The sequence below is a fragment of the Streptomyces sp. NPDC024632 genome, assembly GCF_055559175.1.
Window position 1 is genome coordinate 1 of sequence record NZ_JBVHLD010000017.1, and the last position, 26,037, is coordinate 26,037.

The window sequence follows — 26,037 nt, forward strand, 5'->3', positions numbered from 1 at the left end:
CACGTGCCCGCACCCACATACCCCGCCTCACGCAGGATCGCCTTCGACGCACTGTAGAGCTGGTCGACCTGCGCCTGCGACAAGTACGGGGCAGGGGCCTCCTCCACCAGCTTCTGATGACGCCGCTGCAACGAGCAGTCACGCGTGGAGACCACCACCACATTGCCGTGCGTGTCGGCCAGGCACTGCGTCTCCACATGCCGCGGACGGTCCAGGTAGCGCTCCACGAAGCACTCCCCGCGGCCGAACGCCGCGACCGCCTCACGCACCGCGGAGTCGTACAGCTCCGGCACCTCCTCCAGCGTCCGGGCCACCTTCAGACCCCGCCCGCCACCGCCGAACGCCGCCTTGATCGCGATCGGCAGCCCGTGCTCCTCAGCGAACGCCACGACCTCATCCGACCCCGACACCGGATCAGCGGTCCCCGCGACCAGCGGCGCACCCGCACGCTGCGCGATATGCCGCGCCGCGACCTTGTCACCCAGATCCCGGATCGCCTGCGGCGGCGGACCGATCCACGTCAGACCCGCGTCCAGGACCGCCTGCGCGAACTCCGCGTTCTCCGACAGGAATCCGTACCCCGGATGCACCGCGTCCGCACCCGACTCCGCCGCGGCGGCCAGCACCCTGGCGACATCCAGATAACTGGTCGCCGGAGTGTCACCGCCCAGCGCGTACGCCTCATCCGCCACCCGGACATGCACCGCGTCCCGGTCCGGATCGGCGTACACCGCCACACTCGCGATCCCCGCATCCCGGCAGGCACGGGCAACGCGGACAGCAATTTCACCGCGGTTCGCGATGAGCACCTTGCGCACGATGGCTCCCTCCTTGAAACAAGCCGAGTTTAGGTACTGGCCACACTTGGTGCCGAGGCACCCCTGCACGTGAGCTTCCCCACACGGAGGGTGATCCATGGGCCTGAAGAACCCGTGAACGCCTGCTCAGTCCACGGTACGGCCCCGCTCGGGCCGATGTCCCGCACTCATCGGTGTGGGGGAGATCTCCCTGTAAGTCTGCGAAGAGACCTGACGTTCTTTTGTGGAAACCCTACGAATAGCGAGCGGAATCTTTGCCGTCGGTGTTTCCCGACCGGCCGCCGGTGTCCCCGAACGAGTGGGGTGACGTTCCGGATCGCGCGCGCCGGACTCCCCGTACGGGTGGAACGACCGGCGTGGCCAGACCCCTTGCCGCCGGTTGTACCGGTGAGTAGCCTGCGACAGGCGGGGGTACCAGCGGTAACCGGGCCCCGGACGACGGCCGAAGGGGACAGTGTGCGCAGAGGTATAGCCGTCGGCACCGCCGTGGTCCTTGTTCTCGAAGCCCTCACCATCGCCTTCGTGAACTGGATACTCGGCCTCGCCGTACGCCATCAGTCCATGTCGCTCGCCGGTCTCGACTCCGACGCCATGGCCATCGGATCGTGGGTGGGCGGCGCGCTGTTCGGCCTCTTCCTCATCCTGTGCGCGGTGCTCGTCGTGCGGATAGTGCGCCGCGACGAGATGACCGGCCGGGTCGCCAGGATCGTGCTCATCGTCTGCGCGGTGGTGCACGGCGTGGTCGGCGCGCTGGTCGTCGGCCTGATCGGCTGGTACGCGTTCGTGCTGATGATGGTGATACTGGGCGGCCTCGTCGCCACGCTGCTGATGTACGCGCCCGAGGACCGGCCGCGGGAGGCCGCCGAGAGCGGGACCGCGAACGGCAACGGCGGCGAACTCCCGCCGCCCGCCACGGCCTGAGCGCCCCCGGAACCGACCCCGGACCCGGAACCGGCCCCGGAACTGGCCCAGGACCGACCCCGGACCCAGGAACCGGCCCCGCCTCCCGCGCTCGCTGACGGCGGCTCAGACCCACAGGTCGGTGATCCGTACCCCCAGCTCGGCCAGCAGCCGCCGCAGCAGCGGCAGGGACAGGCCGATCACGTTGCCCGCGTCGCCTTCGATGCCCTCCACGAAGGGCGCGGAGCGGCCGTCGAGGGTGAACGCGCCCGCCACGTACAGGGGTTCACCGCTCGCTACATACGCGGCGACCTCGTCGTCGTCCGGCGTCCCGAACCGTACGGTCGTGGACGCGGTCTCGGCGACCTGCTTGCCGCTGGCGGTGTCGATCACGCAGTGCCCGGTCCGCAGCACCCCGCTGCGCCCGCGCATCGCCTGCCAGCGCGCCACCGCCTCGGCCGCGTCCGCGGGCTTGCCCAGCGCCTGGCCGTCGAGTTCGAGTACGGAGTCGCAGCCGATCACCAGCTCGCCGCCGTCGAGCGCGCCGCTCCCGGCCACCGCGTTGGCCTTCGCCTCGGCCAGTACGCGGGCCAGTTCGGCGGGCGTGGCGGCCGTGATCGCGTCCTCGTCGACACCGCTGACGATCACGCGCGGGTCGAGGCCCGCCTGTTTCAGCAGCCCGAGCCGGGCGGGCGAGGCGGACGCGAGGACAAGGGTTCTGGAGCTGCTCATCGGCCCATCGTAGGCACCGACACCCGTACGGGGGACGCCGGTTCAGGACGCGGGTTCACGGCCGCGTCCGGGGCGGCTGGCGGCGCCGGCGCGGGTGCCGCTCTCCGGGCCGGTCCAGGCCGGTGCGGGCCGTTCTCCGGGCCGGTCCTGGCCGGGACGCGCGGGTTCACGACCTCCAGGTCGCCACCAGCATGACCACGGCGGCTGCCAGCGCGATCACCAGCATCGCGCGGCGCAGCATCGCCTGCGCCTTGCGCATCTCCTCCGGCGGTTCGTCCCGCGGGTCCGACCACAACATGTCTCCAGGGTTGCGCCCCGGCGAACCGGAGCGCCTGAGTACGGATACTCAGGATCACCCTGTTACTGGTGTGACATCCGCCGCCGACCCGACATTCCGCTCACGCGGGCCAGGCCGACGCCCGCCACGCGCCGGGCCCCGGCGCCGGTACGCCGCGCGGCACATTGCGCGCCGGGTCGGCCCAGCCGTCCAGCGGGGCCGGGCCGTCGGCGCTCTTCCCGGCCGCCGCGGCCCGCGCCTGGACGAGGGCGACGACGGCCGCCAGTTCCTCGGGGGTCGGGCTGCCCCGCTCCACCTTGATCACCATGAGCGCTCTCCTCCTCGGCTCGCGGGTCCCTGCCCGGCGGGTCCCGTGGGTCCTCGCCCCGGGCCCCGCGCGGTCCGTCTACAGCGGGATGTTGCCGTGCTTCTTCGGCGGCAGGCTCTCCCGCTTGTTGCGCAGCGTCCGCAGCGCCTTCACGAGCTGCGCGCGGGTCTGGGAGGGCGCGATGACCGCGTCCACGTAGCCGCGCTCCGCGGCGATGTACGGATTCAGCAGCGTGTCCTCGTAGTCCGCGATGAGCCGCGCCCGCAGCTCCTCCGCCTCCTGCGGGGTGGCCGCCTCGGCCAGCGTGCGGCGGTGCAGGATGTTGACGGCGCCCTGCGCGCCCATCACCGCGATCTGTGCCGTGGGCCAGGCCAGGTTCAGGTCAGCGCCCAGGTGCTTGGAGCCCATCACGTCGTACGCGCCGCCGTACGCCTTTCGAGTGATGATCGTGATCAGCGGAACCGTGGCCTCGGCGTACGCGTAGATCAATTTGGCACCGCGGCGGATGATGCCGTCCCACTCCTGACTGGTGCCGGGGAGAAAACCGGGAACGTCGACGAAAGTGACCACGGGGATGTTGAAGCTGTCGCAGGTCCGCACGAAACGCGCCGCCTTCTCGGAGGCGTTGATGTCGAGACAGCCCGCGAATTGGAGCGGCTGGTTGGCGACCACACCGACAGGACGGCCTTCGATACGGCCGAGACCGGTGAGGATGTTCGGCGCGAACAGCGCCTGGGTCTCCAGGAATTCGCCGTCGTCCAGGACGTGCTCGATCACCTTGTGCATGTCGTACGGCTGATTCGCCGAGTCCGGGATCAGCGTGTCCAGTTCGAGGTCCTCGTCCGTGACCGCCAGATCCGCCTCGGCGGCGAAGGACGGCGCCTCCTGGAGGTTGTTGCTCGGCAGGTACGACAGCAGCGCCTTGACGTACTCGAAGGCGTCCTTCTCGTCACCGGCCAGGTGATGCGCGTTCCCCGACGTCGAGTTGTGGGTACGGGCGCCGCCCAGCTCCTCCATGCCGACGTCCTCGCCGGTCACCGTCTTGATCACGTCGGGACCCGTGATGAACATGTGCGAGGTCTGGTCGACCATCACCACGAAGTCGGTGATCGCGGGGGAGTACACCGCGCCGCCCGCGCACGGGCCCATGATCAGGCTGATCTGCGGGATCACCCCGGAGGCGTGGGTGTTGCGGCGGAAGATCTCGCCGTACATGCCGAGCGAGGTGACGCCCTCCTGGATGCGGGCGCCGCCGGAGTCGTTGATGCCGATCACCGGGCAGCCGGTCTTCAGCGCGAAGTCCATCACCTTGACGATCTTCTCGCCGTAGACCTCGCCGAGCGCGCCGCCGAAGACCGTGAAGTCCTGCGAGAACACCGCGACCGGGCGGCCCTCGACCGTGCCGTAGCCGGTGACGACACCGTCGCCGTACGGCCGGTTGCTCTCCAGGCCGAAGTTGGTCGAGCGGTGCCGAGCCAGCTCGTCCAGCTCGGTGAACGACCCCTCGTCCAGGAGCAGTTCGATCCGCTCGCGGGCCGTGCCCTTCCCCTTGGCGTGCTGCTTGTCCACCGCGCGCCCGGAGCCCGCGTGCGTCGCCTCCTCGATACGGCGGCGCAGGTCCGCGAGCTTGCCCGCGGTGGTGTGGATGTCGTGTTCCTGCTCGGACATGGAGGCGGCTCTCCTGCTCTCGGCGGGACTTGCTGACTGGCCGGTAACGCTGTTCCGTAGCGTAGTGGCGACTCTGGGGTACGAGCAGTGCGGCGTTGGACACACTCCGGTACCCGCCTCATAGGGTGAGGACATGACGCCCAGCCGCTGGTCCGACCTGGAACGACCGCCGCTCAACGCCGCCGCGCTGCGGCGCGCCGTGGTCACCCCCGACGCGCTGTGGACCGCGCTGGACGTGGTGGACGCCACCGGCTCCACCAACAGCGACCTGGCCGCCCGGGCCGCGCGGGGCGCCCCCGAGGGGGCGGTCCTCGTGGCCGAGGAGCAGACCGCGGGCCGCGGACGGCTGGACCGCCGCTGGTCGGCGCCGCCGCGCTCCGGGCTCTTCTTCTCGGTACTGCTCCGACCGGGTGGCGCCATGGCCGCCCGTACCGCGCCCGACGGCACGCCGCTCCCGGCGCACGCCCCGGTGCCGGTGCACCGCTGGGGCTGGCTGCCGCTGCTCGCCGGGGTCGCCACCGCCACCGCCCTGTCGCGGGCCGCGGGCGTCGACACGGCACTCAAGTGGCCCAACGACCTGCTGGTCACCGTGGACGGCGAGGAACGCAAGGCGGGCGGCATCCTCGCCGAGCGCGCGGGCGACGACGGCGTCGTCATCGGCATCGGCCTCAATGTGTCGCTGCGCGCCGCCGAGCTGCCCGTCCCCACCGCCGCGTCCCTCGCCCTGGCCGGGGCCAAGGGCACCGACCGTGACCCGCTGCTGCGGGCGGTCCTGCGCTCGCTGGCCGACTGGTACGGCGCCTGGCGCGCGGAGGACGGCGACCCCGCCGCGTCCCGGCTCCAGCAGACCTACGCGGCGGGCTGCGCCACCCTGGGCCGGGAGGTCCGCGCGGAGCTGCCGGGCGACAAGGAACTGGCCGGTACCGCGGTCGGGATCGACGGCGACGGCCGCCTGGTGATCGCCACCCCGGACGGCGCCGAGCAGCCGGTCGCCGCGGGCGACGTCGTCCACCTCAGGCCCGCGCGCTGACGCGGCGGGACACCGCCGCGGAGACCGGCTCGCGCGCCGTTCCGTCGCGCGTCACGGGTGTCTCACCGGCGCCCTGGTGAGAGTGAGCCACGGCACACCTGCCGTATCGTTGAGGGGCTGCGTCGTCTCGATGATCGGAAGGGCTGTGCGCAGGGATTCCTCAAGGGCTGGGCGGTGAGCGTGGAGAACGCGGGCACCCCGCCAGACGAGCCGCACGACTCGGATCCGGGTGCCGCCCCGGAGCCGGACGGCGTCGATCCCGCCGACCCTCCGATCGCACCGGACGCCGCGGACGTACCCGACCCCGTGGACGCGCCGGATCCGGCCGATTCCGTCGACGGCACGGACGCGTCAGACCCGGCCGACCCGGCCGACCCGGCCGACCCGGCCGACCCGGCCGACCCGGCCGACCCGGCCGATCCAGTGGATCCGGTCGATCTTGAGGAGCCGGGAGAGCCGGGCGAGTCGGGGGAGCACCCGCTGGCGCTGCGCCTGGAACAGCTCATCCTCGGCGCGCCCCGCCGCTACACCCCCTTCCAGGCCGCCCGCACCGCGGGCGTCTCCATGGACCTGGCCTCCCGCTTCTGGCGGGCCATGGGCTTCGCCGACATCGGCCAGGCGCGCGCGCTCACCGAGGCGGACGTCCTCGCCCTGCGGCGGCTGGCCGGCCTGGTCGAGGCGGGGCTGCTCAGCGAGTCGATGGCCATCCAGGTCGCCCGCTCCACCGGCCAGACCACGGCCCGGCTCGCCGACTGGCAGACCGACTCCTTCCTCGAAGGTCTCACCGAGCCGCCCGAGCCGGGGATGACCCGCGCGGAAGTCGCGTATCCGCTGGTCGAACTCCTCCTGCCGGAACTGGAGGAGTTCCTCATCTACGTCTGGCGCCGCCAGGTCGCCGCCGCCACCAGCCGGGTCGTGCAGTCCGACGACGAGGAGGCCGTCGACCGGCGGCTGGCCGTCGGCTTCGCCGACCTCGTCGGCTTCACCCGGCTCACCCGGCGCCTGGAGGAGGAGGAACTGGGCGAGCTGGTCGAGGCGTTCGAGACCACGGCCGCCGACCAGGTCGCCGCGTACGGCGGACGGCTGATCAAGACCCTCGGCGACGAAGTCCTCTTCGTCGCCGACGACCCCGGCACCGCCGCCGAGATCGGCATACGCCTCATCGAGACCATGACCGGCGACGACAGCATGCCCGCCCTGCGCGTCGGCATGGCCTTCGGCACCGTCACCACCCGCATGGGCGACGTCTTCGGCACCACCGTGAACCTCGCCTCCCGGCTCACCTCGATAGCGCCGCGCGACGCCGTCCTCGTCGACGGCGACTTCGCCGAGGCGCTGGGCGAGGCCGGTGACGCGCCGCTGTCCGAGGCGGACGTGGACGCCACCGAGGCGGAGAAGTACCGCTTCGCCCTCCAGCCGATGTGGCGCCGCCCCGTGCGCGGCCTCGGCGTCGTCGAGCCCTGGCTGCTCTCCCGCCGGGACTGAGGTCCGCTCCGCCCGACCGCGCCACGGGCGCGCGCTCCGGCCTGCCCGCGCGCCGCGTCCCTGACGCCGTGTCCCGCTTCCGCCGGATCACCCGACACCCCTTCGCCTCTTTTGGCGTGCCCTCTTGCCCGCCCTGTTGGTTCCTTAGTACGGTAGGGAACCACCAGAGCAACGGAGGCAGGATGTCACTCCTGGAAGAGGGCGGGCCGATCTTCGCCCAGATCGCGGCCGAGCTGGCGAATCAGATCGCCGACGGGACGGTGGGCGAGGGCGAGCGCGTCGCGTCGAGCAACGAGCTCGCGGTCTTCTACCGGGTCAACCCGGCCACCGCGGCGCGCGCGCTCACCGTCCTGTCGGACGAGGATCTGGTGGAGAAGCGGCGCGGCGTCGGCATGTTCGTCGCCCAGGGCGCGCGGGACAGGCTGGTGCGGGGCAGGCGGCGGCGCTTCGCCGAACGGTACGTACGGCCGCTGGCGGTCGAGGCGGCGCGCCTCGGGATCGGGCAGGACGAACTGCTCGGCCTGCTGCGCGACGAGCTGGCCTCGGTCGCGGTGACGTCGCAGGCGGCGGGCGCCACCGCGCCGCACTCCGCGCCGCACTCCGCGCCGTCCGTCGGAACACCGGCCGCCACGACCGCTGGCGCGACCGCCCCGTCTGGTACCACGGCCGCCACCACGACCACGGCGGCGACGGTCGGGGGCGACGTATGAGCCCGGTCGTCTCGCTGACCGGCGTCGGACGCGCCTTCCGCGACCACCAGGCGCTCACCGACGTCAGCTTCGAGCTGGACACGCCGTGCATCGCCGGACTGGTGGGCCGCAACGGCGCGGGGAAGACGACGCTGCTGCGCATCCTGGCGGGCCAGGAGATCGCCACCTCCGGGACCGTGCACGCCTTCGGCGCCCGGCCGTTGGAGAACGACGCGGTGCTGCGCCGGATGATCCTCGTCCGCGAGGACCAGACGTACCCCGACCTGAAGGTGCGGCACGCCGTCGCGGCGGCCTCGCTGCTCTACCCGAACTGGGACAAGGAGCTGGCGGGCACGCTGCTGGACGCGTACGAGCTGCCGCCGACCCGGCCGATCAAGAAGCTCTCGCGCGGCATGCGGACCGCCCTCGGCATCATCATCGGGCTGGCCGCCCGCGCCGAACTCACGCTGTTCGACGAGCCGTACGCGGGCCTCGACGCGGTCGCCCGCTCGCTCTTCTACGACCAGCTCCTCGCCGACTACGCCGCCCACCCCCGGTGCGTCGTGCTCTCGACCCACCTCATCGACGAGGCCGCCGAACTCCTCGACCGCGTCCTGGTCCTGGACCGCGGCCGGCTGGTCCTCGACGCGCCGACCGAGGAACTGCGCGGCACCGCCACGACCGTCACCGGCCCGGCCACCGCCGTGGACCGCTTCATCGCCGCCCGTGCGACGCTGAGCCGCCGCACGATGGGCGCGCAGACCAGGGCGGTGATGGTAGGCCGCCTGGACGACCGCGACCGCGAGCTGGCCGCACACCTGCGCCTGCGCCTGGAGGAGTGCACCCTCCAGCAGCTCGCTGTCCACGCGGCCGAGCGCCACGGCGCGCCCGACGCCGGACCCCACGACCCGTCCGGCCTCACGACTGCGAGGGCATCCTGATGCGTCCCACCCCGGTGCTCTCCGTCGTCCGATATCTGCTGCTGGACCGCTTCACCTACCTCGTCCTGCCCTGGGAGTGGGCCGCCTTCGGCTTCGTTCTGGACGTGGTGATCCTGCGGCTCACCCCGGCGGCCCACGCCGACCACCGCTGGGTCGGCGGCCTGGCCGCGGCCTTCCTCGTGATGTTCGCCGTGGGCCTCCAGACCGTCGCCCGCGCGCTGCCGTTCGCCCTCACCCTCGGTGTCAGCAGACGCACCTACCTGCGCGGTGTCACCGCCCTGGCCGGGGCCCTCGCCGTGACCTTCGGGCTGGTCGTCGCGGTCGGCCAGGTCCTCGAACGCGCGACCGGCGGCTGGGGCATGCGCATGGCCTACTTCCGCGTCCCGTTCCTGCTGGACGGCGCCTGGTACGTCTCGTGGCTCACCGCCGCCGTCGCCTTCTTCCTGCTGTTCGTCTACGGGATGTGGTACGGCCTGGTCTTCCGCCGCGCCGGGTTGCCCGGCACCACGGCCTTCGGCGGGGCGCAGCTCGGGGTGCTGGCCCTGGTCGCGCTGATCGCCACATGGGCGCACGGCTGGAAGGGCATAGGCCACTTCTTCGCCGGGCTCACCGCCCTGGGGGTCACCGGGGTCCTCGCGGCCGTCGTCGCCGTGCTGCTGGCCGGGGGATTCGCGACCGTCCACCGTATGACCGTATGAATCCGACGTGAGGCGAGCGCCGTCCGGAGCTGTGCGACCGTGCCGTCCCCCGCGGGGAGGGGGATGGCAGGATGGGGGTTCACGGTCGTTAACCGGAGGGCGGGCGAATGGAAGCGCAGGGGACGGCGGAACGACGGTTCGGGGAGTGGGTGGCGGTCCGTCGGCACGGCGACCGCGTCGCGGAACTGGTGCTCGACCGGCCGAAGGCGATGAACGCCGTCTCCACGCGGATGGCCGTCGCGATCGGCGACGCCTGCGCGGCGCTGGCGGCCGACCCCGGCGTCAGCGTCACGGTCCTGACGTCCACCCACGACAAGGCGTTCTGCGTCGGCGCCGACCTCAAGGAGCGCAACGCGTTCACCGATGCCGACCTCGTACGCCAGCGCCCGCACACCAGGGCCGCGTACACCGGCGTCCTGGAACTGCCGATGCCCGCCGTCGCGGCGGTGCACGGCTACGCGCTCGGCGGCGGCTTCGAGCTGGCGCTCGCCTGTGACGTGATCGTGGCCGACGAGACGGCCGTCGTCGGCCTGCCCGAGGTCTCGGTCGGCGTCATCCCGGGCGGCGGCGGTACCCAACTGCTGCCCCGCAGGGTCGGCGCCGCCCGCGCGGCGGAACTGGTCTTCACCGCCCGCCGCGTACCGGCCGCCGAGGCGCTCGCCCTCGGCCTGGTGGACCAACTCGCGGCCGGGAACGACGCCCGCGCCGAGGCGCTGGCGCTGGCCGACCGGATCGCCGCGAATTCGCCGGTCGGCCTGCGCTCGGCCAAGCGCGCGCTGCGCCTGGGCCAGGGCCTCGACCTGCGCGCCGGGCTGGAGATCGAGGACGCCGCCTGGCGCGCCACCGCCTTCTCCGCCGACCGCGCGGAAGGCGTGGCCGCCTTCAACGACAAGCGGCCCCCGCGGTGGCCCGGCGCGTGATCGCCGCGCGCGGCCACTGTGCGTAGTCGCCGACGGGCGGGCGCAGCGCCGAACGGGCTCCGTTCGGCGCAGCCAGCGCTCCAAACCGGACAAACCTCCCTAGCCTGGACAGATGGTGGACGGGACGGCCGATCTCCGGCTTCGAGCGGTCGTCGAGCTGGCACAGGCACTGGCGACCGAACAGACGCCGCTGGCCGCGGTACGGGCCGGGGCGCGGCGGGCGCGGCTCGCGATGGACGCGTCCTTCGCGGCGATCTCGACGTGGGAGCGGGAGACCGGGCGGCTGCGGGTCCTGGTCAACGACGGGGAGCTGGCGCCCGGCGAGGAGCCGGAGCCGGACGACGAGTCGTACTCGGTGCACGACTTCCCGGAGATCGTGGAGTTCCTGCACGGTGAGTGGGCGCGCGGCGGCGAGCCGCACGCCTGGGTCGAGACCGCCGAAGGAACCGGCGCGTCGCCCGGCGGCAGCAGTTGGGGCCGGGCCGCGGCGCTGCGGCGGCGCGGACGCGGCTCCTGCGTGGTCGCGCCGATCGTGCTGCACGGCAGGGCGTGGGGCGAGCTGTACGTGGCCAGGCGCGCCGGGGTGTCCGGCTTCGACCGCGGGGACGCCGACTTCGCGACGGTGCTGGCCGCCGTCATCGCCTCCGGGATCGCCCAGACCGAACGGCTCGCCGAGGTGCAGCGGCTGGCCTTCACCGACCCGCTGACCGGGCTCGGCAACCGCCGGGCCGTGGACGTACGTCTCGATGAGGCGCTGGAACGGCACCGGGCGGACGGGGCCGTGGTCAGCCTGGTGGTGTGCGACCTCAACGGTCTGAAGAAGGTCAACGACCGGCTCGGGCACGCCGTCGGCGACCGGCTGCTGGAACGATTCGGCTCGCTGCTCTCGCTGTGCGGCGCCATGCTTCCCGGCAGCCTGGCCGCCCGCCTCGGTGGTGACGAATTCTGCGTCGTGGCCGTCGGGCAGGAGCCGGACGAGGTGGTCGCGGCGGCCGACGAGCTGTGCGGGCGGGCCGCGCAGCTCGAAGTCGGCGAGGGCGTGGCCTGCGGCGTGGCGTCCACCGGCGATCCGATCGGGCCCGTGCGCTCGGCGCGGCGGCTGTTCCGGCTGGCCGACGCGGCGCAGTACCAGGCCAAGGCGCTGCGCGCGGCGCACCCCGTCGTCGCGGGGCGCGCCGGGCCCGAGGACCCCGTCGTGCGGCTCGCCGACTCGCCGCCGGCCCGCGAGGGCGAGCGCCGCCGCATCCGCGGCAACCGTCCTTAGGGCGTGTCCGCGACGTCCCGTCCGGCCGGGACCCGCGGGGGCGGAGCCGGAGAGCGCTGGTCGCAGAGGGGAGTGACAGGGCGGCTTTCAGTGCTTAGGGTGCGTGAATATGAATATGCATAACGTGGTCATCGGTGCGCACGGCGCCCCCGCCGACGACGTACTCGCCGTCGCGCGCGACGGCGCGCGGGTGGAGCTGGCGCCGGAAGCGCTGGCGGGGATCGCCAGGGCGCGTGAGGTGATCGAGTCGCTGGCGGCGAAGCCCGAGCCGGTCTACGGGGTGTCGACGGGCTTCGGGGCCCTGGCGGTACGGCACATCAGTCCGGAGCTGCGGGCCCAGTTGCAGCGCAGCCTCGTACGGTCGCACGCGGCGGGGATGGGTCCGGCGGTGGAGCGCGAGGTGGTCCGCGGGCTGATGTTCCTGCGGCTGAAGACGCTGGCGTCCGGCCGTACCGGGGTGCGCCCGGTGGTCGCGGAGACGATGGCGGCGCTGCTGAACGCCGGGATCACGCCCGTCGTCCACGAATACGGCTCGCTCGGCTGCTCGGGCGACCTCGCCCCGCTGGCGCACTGCGCGCAGGTGCTGATGGGCGAGGGCGAGGCGGAGGGCCCGGACGGTACGGTGCGCCCCGCCGCGGAACTCCTCGCGGAGCACGGCATCGAGCCGGTCGTCCTGCGGGAGAAGGAGGGCCTGGCCCTCATCAACGGCACCGACGGCATGCTCGGCATGCTGGTGATGGCCTGCGCCGACCTGGCCCGGCTCTTCACCGCGGCCGACATCACGGCCGCGCTGACCCTGGAGGCCCTGCTCGGCACCGAGAAGGTCCTCGCCCCCGAGCTGCACGCGATCCGCCCGCACCCCGGCCAGGCGGCCAGCGCCGAGAACATGCGCCGGGTGCTGGAGGGTTCCGGGCTCACCGGCCACCACCAGGACGACGCGCCGCGCGTGCAGGACGCGTACTCCATCCGCTGCGCCCCGCAGGTCGCGGGCGCGGGCCGCGACACCCTCGCGCACGCCCGCCTGGTCGCCGAGCGCGAACTGGCCGCCGCCGTCGACAATCCGGTGGTCCTTGAAGACGGCCGGGTCGAGTCCAACGGCAACTTCCACGGCGCGCCGGTCGCGTACGTCCTGGACTTCCTCGCCATCGCCGCCGCCGACCTCGGCTCCATCGCGGAGCGCCGCACCGACCGGCTGCTGGACAAGAACCGCTCGCACGGCCTGCCGCCGTTCCTGGCCGACGACCCCGGCCTCGACTCCGGTCTGATGATCGCCCAGTACACGCAGGCCGCGCTGGTCAGCGACATGAAGCGGCTCGCGGTGCCCGCGTCGGTGGACTCGATCCCGTCCTCCGCGATGCAGGAGGACCACGTCTCCATGGGCTGGTCGGCGGCGCGCAAGCTCCGTACGGCCGTCGACAACCTCACCCGGATCATCGCCGTCGAGATGTACGCGGCCACCCGCGCGCTGGAGATCAGGACCACGACGGGCGAGCAGCGCCCGGCGCCCGCTTCGGCCGCGGTCCTGGCGGCGGTACGCGCGGCGGGCGTGCTGGGCGCGGGCCCCGACCGCTTCCTGTCACCGGACCTGGAGGCGGCCTACCGCTTCGTACGGGCCGGAGAGCTGGCGCGCGCGGCGGAGTCGGTCACCGGCCCGCTCGCGTGAATCCGTGAGCGGAACGGCGACCGTGTGAGCGACGCCGTCAGAAGCTCTGGCGGGTGCGGCGGCCGGCGTTGACGATCAGCCCCGCGCCCGCCACCAGGAACGCGGCACCGCCGATGAGATACGGCTTGGTGTCGATGCTGCCGGTGTCGGCGAGGCCGATCTGCTCCGCGGCGGAGCGCGTGGCGGCCGTACTGGCCGTACTGGCCGTGCTTGTCGTACGGGTGTGGGCCGCGGTCTTCGTGTGCGCGGAGGTCGCGGCGTCGTCGGGACTCGCGCTCGCGGACGGGACGAAGAATAGCGCCGCGAGCGCGGCGGCGGCTGCTGCGGCGACATAGGGACGGGGCGAGGTCAACGGATCCCCCAGCTGGTGCGGCGAATTGACCGTAGGGGCAGATGGTAGTGACTTGGTGTGGCTCGTGGGAAGCCGCGGCGAAGGCGCTTACGCTCCGTGGCATGAGCGCTACTGAGATTCCCCGCGGCGAGAGCGGTCCGCGGTACGTACGGCTCCAGGTGGAACTCGTCCTGGAGGTCTCCGGGCCCGACGAGCTGCGCGGCGCGGCCCTGGACCACATCGGCGCCGACGAGTTCATGCCGCCGCAGGAACGGCTGCACGCACGCGACGCCGTCGGCAAGGACGAGTCGGAGGCGCTGGCGTACCTGGTCGACCCGGCCGACCTGCTCTCGGCCGTGCCGGGCGTCGACCTCGTCCAGGCGTCGTGGTCGTGCGCGCACACCGAGTACGACCCGGACTCCGACGAGTGGGACCTCGACGAGGAGGACGCGGACGGGGACGCCGAGGACTAGGGCCTGTCCGGGGGTCCGGCGGCGCCGGAAGCGGAGCCGGACGCTCCGCGCCGACCGGCCCGGAGGCGGCGCCGGGACAACCCCTCCCACCTGCGCGAACGCGCCGCCTCCCGTCGCGTGCGGCCGGAACCGGCCCGCGTGCGTTACCCCACAATTCCGGCACTCGGGGCACGGTTACCGGTGTCGGCCTGTTTTCATGGCATGTGGACGAAGCTCGTCATTCACCCGCGAGCGACCCCAGCCCATTGGAGACACGCGTGACGCCGCCCGACAACGCACATGCCCCCGCCAAGCGCTCGCCCTTCACCCGCCGCCGCGCACTCGCGGCCGCCGCGGTGCTGATCGGCGGTGCCGTCACGCTGACGGCGTGCGGCGGCGGAGGCGGCGGCGGTGACAAGGCCGCGGGCGGCGACAAACCGACCAGCTCCGCCAGCTCGTCCCCGTCTGCCGGGCAGTCCCCGTCGGCCGCCGCCCAGTCCAAGGAGGACGCCGCGGCGGCGAAGCAGGCGTCCGACGCGAAGATCACCATCACGCCCAAGGACGGCAGCACCGGCGCGAGCATCCACAACGACGCCAAGGTCACGGTGGCGGGCGGCACCCTCACCTCGGTCACCATGACGTCCAAGGCCACCGGCAACAAGATCGCGGGCACCATATCCGCCGACCGCACGAGCTGGACCCCGGACGTCGCGCTGGCCCGCGGCACGCAGTACGCGATATCGGCCGCCGCCACCGACTCCCAGGGCCGTACGGCCGCGGCGAACGGCACCTTCTCGACCGTCTCCGCCTCCAGCAGCTTCATCGGCTACTTCACGCCGGAGGACGGCTCCACCGTCGGCGTCGGCATGCCGGTCTCGATCAACTTCGACAAGGCGATCACCAACCGCGCCGCCGTCGAGGCCGCGGTCTCGGTGACCTCCAGCAGCGGCCAGCGGGTCGAGGGCCACTGGTTCAGCTCCACCCGGCTCGACTTCCGCCCCCAGCAGTACTGGCAGGCGGGCTCGCACGTCTCCCTCAAGCTCAAGCTCGACGGCGTCAAGGGCGGCGCGGGCATCTACGGCGTCCAGGACAAGACGGTGAACTTCACCGTCGGCCGCTCCCAGGTCTCCACGGTCGACGCCGCGACCCACCAGATGACCGTCGTCCGCGACGGCAAGGTCCTCAAGACCATCCCGATCTCGGCGGGCGCACCGGACCACAGCACGTACAACGGCCAGATGGTCATCTCCGAGAAGTACCAGACCACGCGGATGAACGGCGCGACGGTCGGCTTCACCGAGGACGACGGCAAGGGCGAGTACGACATCCCCGACGTCCCGCACGCCATGCGGCTCAGCAACTCCGGGACCTTCATCCACGGCAACTACTGGGGCAGCAAGTCGATCTTCGGCGCCACCAACACCAGCCACGGCTGCGTGGGCCTGAGCGACACCAAGGGCGGCAAGGACCCCAACACCCCGGCCGCCTGGTTCTACAACAACTCCATGGTCGGTGACGTCGTCATCGTCAAGGACTCCGCCGACAAGACGATCCAGCCGGACAACGGGCTCAACGGCTGGAACCTGTCCTGGGCGGCGTGGACGGCTCCGCAGGCGTAAGGCTTTCACGCCTCCTGCTGGAGGGCCCAGCTCGCCGGGTCCTCCAGCACCGTGCGGACGGAGCTGTACGCCGCGCCCCGCAGCACCCCGTCGCGGCCCAGCCTGGACGTCACCACGTCCTCAGGGCGCCACTGCCGGTCGGTGACGCGGGCCGCCAGCTCCCGCCGGACGCCCGGCAGCAGCCACGGCGCCAGTTCGGCCAGCGGGCCGCCGACCACCACCGCCTGCGGGTCCAGCAGGTTCACCGCGCCGCTCAGCGCGATGCCGAGCGCCGCGCCCGCCTCCTCCAGCGCCTTCAGCGCCGCCGGGTCGCCGTCGGCCGCCGCCGCCCGCAGTGCCGGGCCGCCGCCCGCGCCCACCCCCGCCGCCCGCAGCAGCGCCTCCTCGCCCGCGTACGTCTCCAGGCAGCCGTGCGCGCCGCACGAGCACAAGGGGCCGTCCGGGTGCACCGGTACGTGGCCCAGCTCGCCCGCGAAGCCGCGGGCGCCGCGGAACAGGCGGCCCTCCACGACGAGGGCGGCGCCGATGCCGATCTCCGCGGAGACGTGCACGAAGTCCGCGAGCCTCTCGTGGCCGCCGAGCCACAATTCGGCGAGCGCGCCGAGATTCGCCTCGTTCTCCACGACCGTGCCCTCGCCGAGGGGGGCCGCGACGGCCACGTCCTCCCAGCCCAGGTTCGGGGCGCGCAGGACCGTGCCGCGGTCCTTTCCGACCAGGCCGGGGACCGCCACTGTCGTGGCGACCGGGCGCAGGCCGCTCCCGGCCGCCTCCCTGGTCACCTTCGCCGTCAACTCGGCCAGTTCCGCCAGTACTTCGGCGGCCGGGCGGCCGCGGTTCGCCGCCTTCGCCTCGGCGTGGCAGCGGACGGTGCCGCGCAGGTCCACCACGCAGGCGGCCAGGTGGTCGACGCCGACCTCGGCGCCGAGGCCGGCGGGGCCGCGCTCGCTCAGGGCCAGGGCGGTGCCGGGGCGGCCGACGGTGCCGGGGCGCTGCGCGCCGCGCTCTTCCACCAGGCCGGCCGCCAGCAGTTCGTCCACCAGCGTCGAGACGGTCGCCCTCGTCAGGCCCACCTCTGCCGCGACGGCGGCGCGCGTGACGTTCTCGCCTGCGGCGAGGGCACGCATGACCAGTGCCATGTTGCGGCGCCTCAGGCCCGCTTGCGCGCCCATTCCCTTACCCACGCCGTCCTCCATCCCATCCCCCCAAGTATGTGCGGCTGCGCCGCGGCGGTGTTCTCTGCCCGCCCGCCCACCCGTGCGGGTGTTTTCTTCGTCTGCGGGTGCCGCTTGTGCCTGGTCGGTGCCGGTCCGGGGCACCTCCTCGAAATGCGGCTACCTGGTCCCGCGTATCCGGTGCCCTTCTTGTCACCGCATTTCTGCGGGGGCACCCCGGCCCGTCCCCTCCCGGTACGTCGGCGTCCGGCGGTCCGGTGGGGGTTGCCGGGGAGGGGGTTCTTTCGGCGGGCCGCCTTGCGCCGGTGCCCCCTCCCGGCCGCTCCGGAAAGACCGGGCCCTTCCCCAGGCGCCCGACGAAGCCCCTGCCACCCCCCACTCCCCAGCACCCGCAGCCCCCGCCCACCCGACTGGACGTCGGGTGGCGCAGGGGCCGGGCTCCCCCCACCCCCTTGCGCCCACCCCGCCGGAGGGTTGGGCGTCGCAGGGCCCGCACCCCCTCCCACCCCCTCCCCCCCCCTCAGCCACAGCGGACAGGCGGACGCCGACGGGCGAGGAGGGGACGGTGCGGGGTGCCCCCGCAGGGGGACGAACGGGCAAGGGCTGGACGTCATGGAAGTGGCCGCAGGTTCGTCGCCCGAGGAGGTGCCCCGGGCCGGGACCGACCAGGCACAAGCGGCACCCGCAGACGAAGAAAGCACTCGCACGGGTGGGCGGGTGGGAAAGAAACGGGCGCCGCCCCCAGAAAGGCGGCGGGGTCAGCGGCCGGCCGCCAGCGGGAGCGCGGAGGAGAGGCGGGCGAGCGCAGCGTCATCGCGGGGAAGGGGCGGGTGGAGAGCCCCGGCCGCGGTACCCCAGCGGAGCGCGACGGCGGAGGGAGACTCCTTGGTGAGGAGAGCCGCGGCCTGCGCGGCGGCGCCCAGCGCGACCAGCTCCGCGGCACGCGGCACCTGAACGGCCCGCCCCGAAAGGCGGCGGACGGTGTCGAGCCAGGCCGCGCCCCGGGCGCCGCCGCCGATGAGGAGAAGGGGCTGGTCGGAGGGGGCGGAGTCCACGGCGAGCACCTGGTCGAGGGCGGAGAGAAGCGCGTAGACGGCCCCGTCGTAGGCGGCCTGGAGCACCTGTCCGGCGGACGTGTCGTGGCGCAGGCCGGTCAGCAGCCCCGAGGCGTACGGCAGGTTGGGCGTGCGCTCACCGTCGAGGAAGGGGAGGAAGGCGACGGAGCCGCCGGTCTCCACCTCCTCCCGGTCGAGCCGCAGGAGCGCGGCCACCTTGTCGACGGCCAGCGTGCAGTTGAGGGTGCAGGCCAGCGGCAGCCAGCCCCCGTCGGCGGCGGCGAACCCCGCGACGGTCCCGGACGCGTCGGTCGGCCGCCGCCGCGAAACGGCGTAGACCGTACCGGAGGTACCGAGGCTGAGGACGGCGCGTCCGGGTTCGAGGCCGAGGCCCAGCGCGGCGGCGGCGTTGTCGCCGGTGCCGGAGGCGACAAGGGTGCCGGGCCGCAGGGGCAGACCGGCGGAGACGGTGCCCGCCTCCTCGCCGGGCCCGAGGACGGTCGGGAGCAGCGCGGGGTCGAGCCCGATCTCGGCGAGCAGCCCGTCGTCGTAGGTCTCGGTGCCCGACGCCCACCAGCCGGTGCCGGAAACGTCGCCGCGGTCGGTGACGGCGGCGCCGCCGAGCCGCTCGGTGAGGAAGTCGTGGGGGAGGCGTACGGCCGCGGCGGCCGCCGCGACCTCGGGCTCGTGCTCGGTGAGCCATGCCCACTTGGCGGCGGTGAAGCTGGCCGCGGGGACGGAGCCGAAGCGCTCGGCCCACCACTGCGCGCCGTGCCGTTCGACGAGCGCGGCGGCCTGCGGCGCGGACCGTACGTCGTTCCAGAGCAGCGCGGGCCGCAGCGGGCGTCCGGCGGCGTCGAGGACGACCAGCCCGTGCTGCTGCCCGCCGACCGATATCGCCTCGGCGCGCGCCGCGTACTCCCCGGTCTGCCCGATCGCGTCGCGCAGCGCCGTCCACCACACCTCGGGGTCGGTCTCGCGTCCGGCCCCCGAGCTGACCGTGTGCGGCGCCTGCCCGGCGGCCAGGACGGCGCCGCTGTCCACGTCGACGGCCAGCACTTTCGTGGACTGCGTGGAGCTGTCCACCCCGAGTACGACCCGTCCCGTCCCTGCTTTCGACCCCATGCGATTCCCGATCCCTTCGCGAGCGCCACTTCCCATCGCTGGTCTCGCATACTAATTTGTTTAACAGTCTGACGAATAGGAGCCAGTCGCAATGACTTCCGAGAGTCTTACCCCGGCCCCCGAGCACAAGTTCACCTTCGGCCTGTGGACCGTCGGCTGGCAGGGCCGCGACCCGTTCGGCGACGCCACCCGCGCCCCGCTGGACCCGGTCGAGTCCGTCAACCGGCTCTCCGAGCTGGGCGCGTACGGCGTCACCTTCCACGACGACGACCTGATCCCGTTCGGCTCGACGGACGCGGAGCGCGACGCGCTGGTCAAGCGGTTCCGGCAGGCGCTGGACACCACCGGGATGACCACCCCGATGCTGACCACGAACCTCTTCACGCACCCCGTCTTCAAGGACGGCGCCTTCACCGCCAACGACCGCGACGTCCGCCGCTTCGCCCTCCGCAAGACCCTCCGCAACATCGACCTCGCCGCCGAGCTGGGCGCGGAGACGTATGTGGCGTGGGGCGGCCGGGAGGGCGCGGAGTCCGGCGGCGCCAAGGACGTACGGCTGGCGCTCGACCGGATGAAGGAGGCGTTCGACCTGCTCGGCGAGTACGTCACCGAGCAGGGCTACAACCTGCGGTTCGCGGTCGAGCCGAAGCCGAACGAGCCGCGCGGCGACATCCTGCTGCCGACCGTCGGCCACGCGCTGGCCTTCATCAACTCGCTGGAGCGCCCCGACATCGTCGGCGTCAACCCCGAGGTCGGCCACGAGCAGATGGCCGGGCTCAACTTCCCGCACGGCATCGCCCAGGCGCTGTGGCACGGCAAGCTCTTCCACATCGACCTCAACGGCCAGACCGGCATCAAGTACGACCAGGACCTCCGCTTCGGCGCGGGCGACCTGCGCTCCGCCTTCTGGCTGGTCGACCTGCTGGAGACCGCCGGATACCAGGGGCCGCGGCACTTCGACTTCAAGCCGCCGCGTACCGAGGACTACGACGGGGTGTGGGCGTCGGCCGCGGGCTGCATGCGCAACTACCTGATCCTCAAGGAGCGCGCCGCCGCCTTCCGCGCCGACCCCGAGGTGCAGGCCGCGCTGCGGGCCTCGCGCCTGGACGAGCTGGCCCTGCCGACGCTCGGCGCGGAGGACACGCTGGGCGGACGGCTGGCCGGACTGCTCGCCGACCGCGGCGCGTACGAGGACTTCGACGTCACGGCGGCGGCCGAGCGGGGCATGGCCTTCGAAGCGCTCGACCAGCTCGCCATGGACCACCTGCTGGGTGTCCGCTGACCGGGGGCAGGCGGCCCGGCCCGCGGTGACTCCCGCGGGGTGCGGGTCGCACCCCGCGTCAGACTTCCCGAGCGAACTGTCACGGGCCTGTGCAGGGCCCGTGGGAGAGCTGTTCAAGGAACTCCTCACCCGGGCTTTATCCCCGGCTCATCGCGGCACCCTGTTTCTCAGCACTCCCTCACACCCGCCTCACCGGAACGTCACCGCTGATTCCTAGCGTTCGCGGCAGCGGGAGCGGAGTGGACGCACCCCCTCCTCGCGTCCACTCCACTCCCGGCTCCACCCACTGCCACCCACGAGGAATCGGATGTTCTTCACGTATCTCCGGCGCGAGCTGCGCCGCCGACGCAAGGCGGCACTCGTCGTCGCCCTGGGCCTCGCGCTCGGCATCGGGCTGGTCATCACCGTCAACTCCGTCTCGTCCGGCATGGGCCAGGCGCAGGACAAGGTCCTCCAGTCGCTGTACGGCCTCGGTACGGACATGACCGTCACCAAGGCCGCGCCCGCCGCCACCGCGAGCGGCGGTACGACCCGCCCCAAGTTCGACTTCGACGCGAACAGCGACGGAAAGACGCAGAGCAGCGACCGCGTCATGGTCCAGGGCTTCCAGACGCTGGCGTCCTCGGTCGTCGGCAAGGTGAGCGGCCAGCAGCACGTCGCGGGCGCGGTCGGCGGCCTCAGCCTCCAAGTGCTCAAGATCGACGGCTCGTTCACACAAGGACAGTTCCAGCAGAAGCAGGGCACCTCCGGCGGCAGCGGCGGCGGGCGCGGCGGCGGCAACACCCCGCCGCAGGGCGAAGTCCGGGGCGGCGGCGCGCAGTTCGACGCCAACAGCTACACGCTGTACGGCGTCGATGTCTCCAACCTCGCGCTCGGCCCGCTGACTTCGTCGAAGATCACCTCGGGCGCCACCTTCACCGCCGCCCAGGCGGACGCCGAGGTCGCCGTGGCCGACTCCGCGTACGCCAAGGAGAACAAGCTCTCGGTCGGCTCGACGGTCACCGTCAAGGACACGAAGTACAAGGTCATCGGCATCGCGACCGCCGACAGCGGCCAGGCGGCGGCCAACCTCTACCTGCCGCTGAAGCAGGCGCAGACGCTCTCGGACTCCGCGGACAAGATCACCACGGTGTACGTCAAGGCGTCCGGCTCGCAGCAGATCGACAGCGTCAAGTCGGCCATCCAGAAGAACATTTCGGGGACCACGGTCACCACCTCGGCCGATCTGGCCTCCACCGTCTCCGGCTCGCTGTCGACGGCGTCCTCGCTCGCCACCAACGTCGGCAAGTGGCTGTCGATCGCCGTCCTCGTCGCGGCCTTCCTGGTCGCGGGGCTGCTCACCTCCTCCGCCGTCAGCAGGCGGGTACGGGAATTCGGCACGCTCAAGGCGCTCGGCTGGAAGAGCGGCCGGGTCACCCGGCAGGTGATGGGCGAAGCGCTGGTCAACGGGCTGCTCGGCGGTGTCCTCGGCATCGCGCTCGGCCTGGCGGGGGCGTACGCGGTCACCGCGATCAGCCCGACGCTCAGCGCTCAACTCGGCTCCAACGGTGGCGGTGGCGGTGCGGGCGGCGGCGGTGGCGGCGGCTTCGGCGGCCCGGCCCGTTCCGCCGCCAAGACCGTCGACATCGCGCTGAGCGCCCCGGTCAGCGTCCACACCATCGCCCTCGCCGTCGGCCTGGCCGTCGCGGGCGGCCTGATCGCGGGCGCCTTCGGCGGCTGGCGCGCCTCCCGGCTGCGCCCCGCCGACGCCCTGCGCCGCGTCGAATAGCCCCTCGTCCAAAAGGAATTGACCATGTATCAGTTGACCGGCGTGACCAAGCGCTACCGGCGCGGCAAGGCCACCGTGGACGCCCTCAAGGGCATCGACCTGGCCATCGCCGACGGCGACCAGCTCGTCATCCAGGGCCCCACCGGCGGCGGCAAGTCCACGCTCCTCCAGATGCTCGGCGGCCTCGACCGCCCGACGTCGGGCGCCGTGGAGCTGGACGGCGTCGACCTCGCCAAGCTCGGCGAGGCCAAGCTCACCAAGGTGCGGTCGGAGAACATCGGCTTCATCTTCCAGAGCTTCAACCTCATCCCGACCCTCACCGCGCAGGAGAACGTCGAGACCGCCCTCGTACCCATGGGGGTCAAGGGCGCGGGCCGCCGCGAACGCGCCGCGCGGGCACTGGAGTCGGTGGGCCTCGGCGAACGGCTGACCCACCTGCCGTCCGAGCTCTCCGGCGGCCAGCAACAGCGCGTCGCCATCGCCCGCGCCCTGGTCAAGGAGCCCAAGGTGCTGCTCGCCGACGAGCCCACCGGCAACCTCGACGAGGGCACCCGCGACGACATCATGGGCCTGCTCGAAGGGCTCTGGCGCGACCGCGGCCTCACCTTCATCCTCGTCACCCACGACTCGGGCATCGCCAAGCGGGCGCCGCGGCTGGCGACGATCAGGAAGGGGACGCTGACGCTGCGCGAGCGCACAGCCGCCTGAGCGGGGAGCGCGGCGGGCCCCCCGCCTCCCCTCCGCCGGTCGATCCGTCCGGCGGCGGAGAGGCGGCGCCGCGTTGTCGGTGCCCGGTGCCACGCTGGACCGCGGACGGGCCGCACGCCCGAGAGCCGGGCCGCCGCGCCCGGCCCGCCCGGCCCGCCGCGACCAGGGGAGACCGATGTCAGAGCCGACCGCACCACTGCGCACGACCTTCACCGCCGTCGTCCTCGACGCGCCCGACGCGACGGCGCTCGCCGACTTCTACCGGCGGCTGCTCGGCTGGGAGGTCACCGCGCGGGAGCCCGACTGGGTCAAGCTCAACCCGCCCGGCGGCGGCACGGGCCTGTCCTTCCAGACCGAGCCCCTCTACACCCCGCCGACCTGGCCCTCCGCCCCCGCCGCGCAGCAGATGATGCTGCATCTCGACTTCGAGGTCACCGACCTCCCGGCGGGCACCGCCACCGCCCTGGCCTGCGGCGCCACCCTCGCCGCGTACCAGCCGGAGGACGACACGCGGATCTTCCTCGACCCGGCCGGGCACCCCTTCTGCCTCTGGGTGCGCACCGACGTCTGAGCCCCGCCGGGACCGGGGGTGCGGAGCCTCAGGACCCGGGCCGGGCCCGCTCCCGCCGACCCGCGCGGGAATCTCTTCGAGAAGATCCCGGATTCGCGCGTGAGGTCTCCGGATCAGGGGTGTCTTAAGAATGTCAGGGCCCATGAGGCCGCCACATGCACCGTAGGGTCGGCGTATTCGTACGATCCACCGTCGTGCGATCCGCGTCAGTGGATCCGCGCGACCCGGCCGGTGTACTTGCGAACACCAGGAGACCCGGTATGACCACGACGAAGGCCGAAGCGCCGGTTTCGCCCCAGCGCACCAGCACGGACCGCGACGACGACGGCAGCAAGGGGCAGGGCCTGGAGAAGCGGGCCGACGGCGCCTTCCGCGTGCCCGCCGAGCGCGGCCGTACGTCCATCGCCAATTCCGTCGTGGAGAAGATCGCGGGCATGGCGGCACGCGAGGTGCTCGGCGTCCACGACTTCGGCGGCAGCCTCGCCCGCAGCATGGGCGCCATCCGCGACCGCGTCCCCGGTGGCCGCCCCAACGTGACCCGCGGCGTCAAGGTCGAGGTCGGCGAGCGGCAGACGGCCGTGGACCTGGAGCTGGTGGTCGAGTACGGCGTCGCCATCACCGATGTGTCCGCCGACGTACGGGAGAACGTGATCTCCGCCGTCGAGCGCATGACCGGCCTCGAGGTCGTCGAAGTCAACGTCTCGATCGTCGACGTGCACCTGCCCGACGAGGACGACGACACCCCCGCCGAGGGACGAGTGCAGTAGCCGTTCTCCGGGGGCGCCGGGGCTGTCCCACCCCGGCGCCCCCGCACGCCGCTGCCGCTCGCACGAACCCGGTGCCGTACGGCACACCCCCGTGGACCGCGATCACCTGTTGGACGGACGACGTTGACCTGCTTGTACGTGCCTCTGCTCGCCGCCGAGGACCCGGCGCGGTGCCGTGTCCGGTGAGGCGTCCGACGGGGCGCCGTCGCATGTGCCCCCGCCCGAGCCGGAGCCGCCGGCGTCCGGGCGGGAGGAAGACCTGCTGGTCGCCCGCGCGAGCGAGGGCGACGACGAGGCGTTCGAGATCCTGGTACGGCGGCACAGCGGCGAACTGCTGCGCCTGGCACGCCGGTTGCTCGGCAACGACGCCGAGGCGGAGGACGCGGTGCAGGACGCGTATGTCAGCGCGTGGCGGCGGCTGCCGGAGTTCCGCAGGAACGCGGCCTTCGGCACGTGGATGTACCGCATCGTGACCAACCGCTGCCTCAACGTCCTCAGGGGCCGCCGCCCCACCCAGCCGCTGGACTCGATCGTCGAACCCGCCGCGCCCGAGTACCAGTCCTCGCCCGTCCGCGCCGCGGAGTCCGCCGCGTCGGCCGAGGCGCTGCACCGCGCGCTGGCCGGGCTCACCCCCGAGCAGCGCGCGTGCTGGGTGCTGCGCGAATTCCACGGCCTGTCGTACGACGAGATCGCCGCCGCCGTGGGGATCGGCGAACCGGCCGTCCGGGGACGGATCTTCCGCGCCCGCCGCTATCTGACGGAGGCGATGGACACATGGCGCTAGACGACGAACTCCTGCCCTGCGACGCCTCGTTGGCCGATCTGTGGGAGGGCGGCGAGCCCGCCCCCGGCCACGAGGACTGCCCGCACTGCCGGGACTCGCTCGCCGAACTGGCCCAGCTCGACCAGGCCGTGCACCAGGCGCTGGCGGTACGCGACCTGCCCGCGCCCGATCTGGCCGCCCGCGTGATGGACCTGGTGCGGACCGAACTGCGGCCCGGCCGCCTCGTACCGCTCGGCGACCCCGCGGCCGACGACTGGATCACCGAGACCGCCGCCGCCCGGCTCTTCCGGCAGGCCGCGGACGCGGTTCCCGGTGTCGTGGCCGGGAGCTGCCGGATCACCGCGGCCCGCGAGCCCGCGCGCTACGTACTGCCCGGCCTGCCGCTGCCGCGCGTGCCGCTGCGGGTCCGCCTGGAAGTGGCCGTCGTCCTCAGCCGTACCGTCCCCGAGGCCGCCGCGGCGGTCCGCGAACGCGTCATGAACGCGGCGCACGCGGTGATCGGCCTGGACGTCGCCGCGGTGGATGTGTCGGTGGTGGACGTCCTGGACGACGGGGCGGCGGCCGACCGCCCGCTCAACGACGCGACCTCTGGGGAGGGCTGACCCGATGAACCCGCTGACCCGCACACCGGAAGAGCGCGAGACCGCGACCGCGGCGGGCGCCGCCGCGGTCGACGTCCCCGGCGTCGCCTACCTCAGCCCGCGCCTGACCGACCGCCTGCGCTCCCGTACCGCCCCCGGTGTCACCGTGCGGTGGCGGACCGACCCCGCGCAGTGCGCGGTCACGGTCTCGCTGGCCGTACGCACCGGCTACCAGGCGGCCCGGGTCGCCCAGCACGTGCGGGAGGCGGTCGTCGAGGCGGTCTACACGACGTATCCGCAGACGCTGACCACGCCGGTCACGGTGTCGGTGACGGTCACCGCGATCGTCTGAGACCGCCCGTTTTCACCGGGTACGTCCCCGCGCGTGATGTCCGTCCGCCCACGGTGT

General features: G+C 73.1%; 27 protein-coding genes. 19 read left to right on the forward strand and 8 right to left on the reverse strand.

The genetic code is table 11. From position 1 onward, the window contains the following. The coding region (locus ACZ37P_RS29260) for an ATP-binding protein (protein ID WP_467349374.1) at positions 1–818 on the reverse strand (818 nt) is incomplete at its 3' end. Between the two features lie 456 nt (positions 819–1,274). Between ACZ37P_RS29260 and ACZ37P_RS29265 the strand changes: the two genes are divergently transcribed. Further along, entirely contained in the window at positions 1,275–1,739 is a 465-nt protein-coding gene (locus tag ACZ37P_RS29265) for a hypothetical protein (RefSeq protein WP_355349849.1), read from the forward strand. A 105-nt stretch (positions 1,740–1,844) separates the two neighbouring features. Here ACZ37P_RS29265 and ACZ37P_RS29270 read toward each other — a convergent pair whose 3' ends face one another. From ACZ37P_RS29270 to ACZ37P_RS29285, 4 genes are all read right to left on the reverse strand, one after another. Further along, positions 1,845–2,450, reverse strand: coding sequence for a Maf family protein (locus ACZ37P_RS29270; RefSeq protein WP_355349852.1), 606 nt, complete (start codon positions 2,448–2,450; stop codon positions 1,845–1,847). A gap of 166 nt (positions 2,451–2,616) precedes the next feature. After that, positions 2,617–2,748: a morphogenic membrane protein MmpB gene (gene mmpB / locus ACZ37P_RS29275; protein ID WP_262928358.1), complete on the reverse strand. Its 132-nt coding sequence runs from the start codon at positions 2,746–2,748 to the stop codon at positions 2,617–2,619. Between the two features lie 100 nt (positions 2,749–2,848). Then, complete coding sequence (locus ACZ37P_RS29280) at positions 2,849–3,055, reverse strand: acyl-CoA carboxylase subunit epsilon (RefSeq protein ID WP_355349856.1); 207 nt, start codon at positions 3,053–3,055, stop codon at positions 2,849–2,851. 78 nt (positions 3,056–3,133) lie between these two features. After that, the gene (locus ACZ37P_RS29285; RefSeq protein ID WP_401852736.1) at positions 3,134–4,723 is read right to left on the reverse strand and encodes an acyl-CoA carboxylase subunit beta; all 1,590 of its coding nucleotides are present in this window, start codon (positions 4,721–4,723) and stop codon (positions 3,134–3,136) included. A 133-nt stretch (positions 4,724–4,856) separates the two neighbouring features. Between ACZ37P_RS29285 and ACZ37P_RS29290 the strand changes: the two genes are divergently transcribed. From ACZ37P_RS29290 to hutH, 8 genes are all read left to right on the forward strand, one after another. Continuing rightward, positions 4,857–5,753, forward strand: coding sequence for a biotin--[acetyl-CoA-carboxylase] ligase (locus ACZ37P_RS29290; protein ID WP_391049059.1), 897 nt, complete (start codon positions 4,857–4,859; stop codon positions 5,751–5,753). A gap of 423 nt (positions 5,754–6,176) precedes the next feature. Beyond that, the gene (locus ACZ37P_RS29295; RefSeq protein WP_355349935.1) at positions 6,177–7,238 is read left to right on the forward strand and encodes an adenylate/guanylate cyclase domain-containing protein; all 1,062 of its coding nucleotides are present in this window, start codon (positions 6,177–6,179) and stop codon (positions 7,236–7,238) included. Positions 7,239–7,420: 182 nt separating this feature from the next. Then, on the forward strand, positions 7,421–7,948 hold the full coding sequence (locus tag ACZ37P_RS29300; protein ID WP_467349378.1) for a GntR family transcriptional regulator: 528 nt from the start codon (positions 7,421–7,423) through the stop codon (positions 7,946–7,948). Then, a complete protein-coding gene (locus ACZ37P_RS29305) occupies positions 7,945–8,868 on the forward strand; it encodes an ATP-binding cassette domain-containing protein (protein WP_467349379.1) in 924 nt (307 codons plus the stop codon). Before ACZ37P_RS29300 ends, ACZ37P_RS29305 begins: the two co-directional genes overlap by 4 nt. After that, the gene (locus ACZ37P_RS29310) at positions 8,868–9,566 is read left to right on the forward strand and encodes a hypothetical protein (protein WP_391049066.1); all 699 of its coding nucleotides are present in this window, start codon (positions 8,868–8,870) and stop codon (positions 9,564–9,566) included. Before ACZ37P_RS29305 ends, ACZ37P_RS29310 begins: the two co-directional genes overlap by 1 nt. A 107-nt stretch (positions 9,567–9,673) precedes the next feature. Further along, the gene (locus ACZ37P_RS29315; protein ID WP_355349874.1) at positions 9,674–10,486 is read left to right on the forward strand and encodes an enoyl-CoA hydratase/isomerase family protein; all 813 of its coding nucleotides are present in this window, start codon (positions 9,674–9,676) and stop codon (positions 10,484–10,486) included. A 112-nt stretch (positions 10,487–10,598) separates the two neighbouring features. Then, the gene (locus ACZ37P_RS29320; protein WP_355349877.1) at positions 10,599–11,750 is read left to right on the forward strand and encodes a GGDEF domain-containing protein; all 1,152 of its coding nucleotides are present in this window, start codon (positions 10,599–10,601) and stop codon (positions 11,748–11,750) included. A gap of 109 nt (positions 11,751–11,859) precedes the next feature. Then, the gene (hutH, locus tag ACZ37P_RS29325) at positions 11,860–13,413 is read left to right on the forward strand and encodes a histidine ammonia-lyase (RefSeq protein WP_467349381.1); all 1,554 of its coding nucleotides are present in this window, start codon (positions 11,860–11,862) and stop codon (positions 13,411–13,413) included. A gap of 37 nt (positions 13,414–13,450) precedes the next feature. On the opposite strand, the gene ACZ37P_RS29330 is transcribed toward hutH, so the two are convergent. Continuing rightward, on the reverse strand, positions 13,451–13,765 hold the full coding sequence (locus tag ACZ37P_RS29330) for a hypothetical protein (protein ID WP_467349382.1): 315 nt from the start codon (positions 13,763–13,765) through the stop codon (positions 13,451–13,453). 101 nt (positions 13,766–13,866) lie between these two features. Here ACZ37P_RS29330 and ACZ37P_RS29335 point away from each other — a divergent pair, with 101 nt between their 5' ends. Together ACZ37P_RS29335 and ACZ37P_RS29340 are read left to right on the forward strand one after the other, a co-directional pair. Next, positions 13,867–14,217: a hypothetical protein gene (locus tag ACZ37P_RS29335; protein WP_391049076.1), complete on the forward strand. Its 351-nt coding sequence runs from the start codon at positions 13,867–13,869 to the stop codon at positions 14,215–14,217. Positions 14,218–14,474: 257 nt separating this feature from the next. After that, on the forward strand, positions 14,475–15,815 hold the full coding sequence (locus ACZ37P_RS29340; protein WP_391161724.1) for a L,D-transpeptidase: 1,341 nt from the start codon (positions 14,475–14,477) through the stop codon (positions 15,813–15,815). A 5-nt stretch (positions 15,816–15,820) separates the two neighbouring features. Here the strand turns inward: ACZ37P_RS29340 and ACZ37P_RS29345 are convergent, their stop codons facing one another. Together ACZ37P_RS29345 and xylB are read right to left on the reverse strand one after the other, a co-directional pair. After that, positions 15,821–16,951 carry an ROK family transcriptional regulator gene (locus ACZ37P_RS29345; protein WP_355349892.1) on the reverse strand — a complete coding sequence of 377 codons (1,131 nt, stop codon included), beginning with the start codon at positions 16,949–16,951 and terminating at the stop codon, positions 15,821–15,823. 794 nt (positions 16,952–17,745) lie between these two features. Further along, entirely contained in the window at positions 17,746–19,167 is a 1,422-nt protein-coding gene (xylB, locus tag ACZ37P_RS29350; RefSeq protein ID WP_467349384.1) for a xylulokinase, read from the reverse strand. A gap of 91 nt (positions 19,168–19,258) precedes the next feature. Here xylB and xylA point away from each other — a divergent pair, with 91 nt between their 5' ends. From xylA to ACZ37P_RS29390, 8 genes are all read left to right on the forward strand, one after another. Then, positions 19,259–20,449 carry a xylose isomerase gene (gene xylA / locus ACZ37P_RS29355; protein WP_355349898.1) on the forward strand — a complete coding sequence of 397 codons (1,191 nt, stop codon included), beginning with the start codon at positions 19,259–19,261 and terminating at the stop codon, positions 20,447–20,449. A 307-nt stretch (positions 20,450–20,756) separates the two neighbouring features. Then, positions 20,757–22,217, forward strand: coding sequence for an ABC transporter permease (locus ACZ37P_RS29360; protein ID WP_401721664.1), 1,461 nt, complete (start codon positions 20,757–20,759; stop codon positions 22,215–22,217). Between the two features lie 24 nt (positions 22,218–22,241). Continuing rightward, complete coding sequence (locus ACZ37P_RS29365) at positions 22,242–22,925, forward strand: ABC transporter ATP-binding protein (protein ID WP_467349387.1); 684 nt, start codon at positions 22,242–22,244, stop codon at positions 22,923–22,925. 175 nt (positions 22,926–23,100) lie between these two features. Further along, positions 23,101–23,496 carry a VOC family protein gene (locus ACZ37P_RS29370; RefSeq protein ID WP_391049091.1) on the forward strand — a complete coding sequence of 132 codons (396 nt, stop codon included), beginning with the start codon at positions 23,101–23,103 and terminating at the stop codon, positions 23,494–23,496. A 260-nt stretch (positions 23,497–23,756) separates the two neighbouring features. Beyond that, complete coding sequence (locus ACZ37P_RS29375; RefSeq protein ID WP_355349910.1) at positions 23,757–24,263, forward strand: Asp23/Gls24 family envelope stress response protein; 507 nt, start codon at positions 23,757–23,759, stop codon at positions 24,261–24,263. A 211-nt stretch (positions 24,264–24,474) separates the two neighbouring features. Continuing rightward, positions 24,475–25,047, forward strand: coding sequence for an RNA polymerase sigma factor (locus ACZ37P_RS29380; protein WP_355349938.1), 573 nt, complete (start codon positions 24,475–24,477; stop codon positions 25,045–25,047). Beyond that, the gene (locus ACZ37P_RS29385; RefSeq protein ID WP_355349913.1) at positions 25,038–25,649 is read left to right on the forward strand and encodes a hypothetical protein; all 612 of its coding nucleotides are present in this window, start codon (positions 25,038–25,040) and stop codon (positions 25,647–25,649) included. The genes ACZ37P_RS29380 and ACZ37P_RS29385 overlap by 10 nt, the downstream gene beginning before the upstream one ends. Positions 25,650–25,653: 4 nt before the next feature. After that, positions 25,654–25,980 carry an Asp23/Gls24 family envelope stress response protein gene (locus tag ACZ37P_RS29390; RefSeq protein WP_391161720.1) on the forward strand — a complete coding sequence of 109 codons (327 nt, stop codon included), beginning with the start codon at positions 25,654–25,656 and terminating at the stop codon, positions 25,978–25,980. The last annotated feature ends 57 nt before the right edge of the window (positions 25,981–26,037 follow it).

Excerpts from the sequence above, each read along its gene's own strand:
- ACZ37P_RS29270 (WP_355349852.1), bottom strand. The coding sequence starts at position 2,450 with ATGAGCAGCTCCAGAACCCTTGTCCTCGCGTCCGCCTCGCCCGCCCGG.
- mmpB (WP_262928358.1), bottom strand. The coding sequence starts at position 2,748 with ATGTTGTGGTCGGACCCGCGGGACGAACCGCCGGAGGAGATGCGCAAG.
- ACZ37P_RS29280 (WP_355349856.1), bottom strand. The coding sequence starts at position 3,055 with ATGGTGATCAAGGTGGAGCGGGGCAGCCCGACCCCCGAGGAACTGGCG.
- ACZ37P_RS29285 (WP_401852736.1), bottom strand. The coding sequence starts at position 4,723 with ATGTCCGAGCAGGAACACGACATCCACACCACCGCGGGCAAGCTCGCG.
- ACZ37P_RS29290 (WP_391049059.1), top strand. The coding sequence starts at position 4,857 with ATGACGCCCAGCCGCTGGTCCGACCTGGAACGACCGCCGCTCAACGCC.
- ACZ37P_RS29300 (WP_467349378.1), top strand. The coding sequence starts at position 7,421 with ATGTCACTCCTGGAAGAGGGCGGGCCGATCTTCGCCCAGATCGCGGCC.
- ACZ37P_RS29305 (WP_467349379.1), top strand. The coding sequence starts at position 7,945 with ATGAGCCCGGTCGTCTCGCTGACCGGCGTCGGACGCGCCTTCCGCGAC.
- ACZ37P_RS29310 (WP_391049066.1), top strand. The coding sequence starts at position 8,868 with ATGCGTCCCACCCCGGTGCTCTCCGTCGTCCGATATCTGCTGCTGGAC.
- ACZ37P_RS29315 (WP_355349874.1), top strand. The coding sequence starts at position 9,674 with ATGGAAGCGCAGGGGACGGCGGAACGACGGTTCGGGGAGTGGGTGGCG.
- ACZ37P_RS29320 (WP_355349877.1), top strand. The coding sequence starts at position 10,599 with ATGGTGGACGGGACGGCCGATCTCCGGCTTCGAGCGGTCGTCGAGCTG.
- hutH (WP_467349381.1), top strand. The coding sequence starts at position 11,860 with ATGAATATGCATAACGTGGTCATCGGTGCGCACGGCGCCCCCGCCGAC.
- ACZ37P_RS29335 (WP_391049076.1), top strand. The coding sequence starts at position 13,867 with ATGAGCGCTACTGAGATTCCCCGCGGCGAGAGCGGTCCGCGGTACGTA.
- ACZ37P_RS29345 (WP_355349892.1), bottom strand. The coding sequence starts at position 16,951 with ATGGCACTGGTCATGCGTGCCCTCGCCGCAGGCGAGAACGTCACGCGC.
- xylB (WP_467349384.1), bottom strand. The coding sequence starts at position 19,167 with ATGGGGTCGAAAGCAGGGACGGGACGGGTCGTACTCGGGGTGGACAGC.
- xylA (WP_355349898.1), top strand. The coding sequence starts at position 19,259 with ATGACTTCCGAGAGTCTTACCCCGGCCCCCGAGCACAAGTTCACCTTC.
- ACZ37P_RS29360 (WP_401721664.1), top strand. The coding sequence starts at position 20,757 with ATGTTCTTCACGTATCTCCGGCGCGAGCTGCGCCGCCGACGCAAGGCG.
- ACZ37P_RS29365 (WP_467349387.1), top strand. The coding sequence starts at position 22,242 with ATGTATCAGTTGACCGGCGTGACCAAGCGCTACCGGCGCGGCAAGGCC.
- ACZ37P_RS29370 (WP_391049091.1), top strand. The coding sequence starts at position 23,101 with ATGTCAGAGCCGACCGCACCACTGCGCACGACCTTCACCGCCGTCGTC.
- ACZ37P_RS29375 (WP_355349910.1), top strand. The coding sequence starts at position 23,757 with ATGACCACGACGAAGGCCGAAGCGCCGGTTTCGCCCCAGCGCACCAGC.
- ACZ37P_RS29385 (WP_355349913.1), top strand. The coding sequence starts at position 25,038 with ATGGCGCTAGACGACGAACTCCTGCCCTGCGACGCCTCGTTGGCCGAT.
- ACZ37P_RS29390 (WP_391161720.1), top strand. The coding sequence starts at position 25,654 with ATGAACCCGCTGACCCGCACACCGGAAGAGCGCGAGACCGCGACCGCG.